Raw genomic sequence first — 628 nt, 5'->3', positions numbered from 1 at the left:
GCACCCAGCGGATGGGGTTATCGGCATCGCTCGTGGCACTTGATGAAGGAAAGGCGACTCTTAACAGCTTTTGTTGCGGATTGCGGGGATCCGGTACCGCCAGGGTGATGCCGATATCGCCGTTCATCAGTTTTAGGCCGTAGTCGTTTTGGGTGACCAGTACCGGGCGGCCTTCATACCAGCCTTTCTCTAGCGTGTAATCACTGCCGAACAGCAGCTTTTCGCTGCGTAGGGTTTTGGCGATATGCAGGTTTAAGCCTTCTACCCCCCAGGGGCCTTTGCGCAGCGCGCATAGCAGCTGGAAGTGGCTGTAGGCACTTAGCACCTCAGCGGCCCAGGCGTTATAGGCCGCTGGGTTGTCCTCAAACGATTCCCCACGCGGGCGCTGCGCGTTCAGCACCTTTAGGTAGTGGCGATAGCCAGTGGGCGGCGCGATGGGCTCATGTTTGTGGTTGGTGCGGCCTTCACCGCCATTGAGAAACTTATCCGCGCTGCCGTGAATCACCAGCTTATCCAGCGCGGTGTCATCAGCAAGCGTTAGGTGGTGTAAGTCTGGGTAGCCATGGCGCAGCACGGCGTTAACGGCCTGCTGCTTTTCCCGATCACTTTGGGCGTGGCTGGGTTGGTT

1 pseudogene is annotated in these 628 nt (G+C 58.4%); it reads right to left on the bottom strand.

The features are described from left to right. Positions 1–628, bottom strand: a pseudogene (locus INT22_RS07235) (exodeoxyribonuclease V subunit alpha); the annotation flags it as partial.

The sequence above is a fragment of the Halomonas sp. 3D7M genome (assembly GCF_014897885.1).
Lineage (GTDB): Bacteria > Pseudomonadota > Gammaproteobacteria > Pseudomonadales > Halomonadaceae > Vreelandella.
This window is presented reverse-complemented; position numbering and strand designations above follow the sequence as displayed.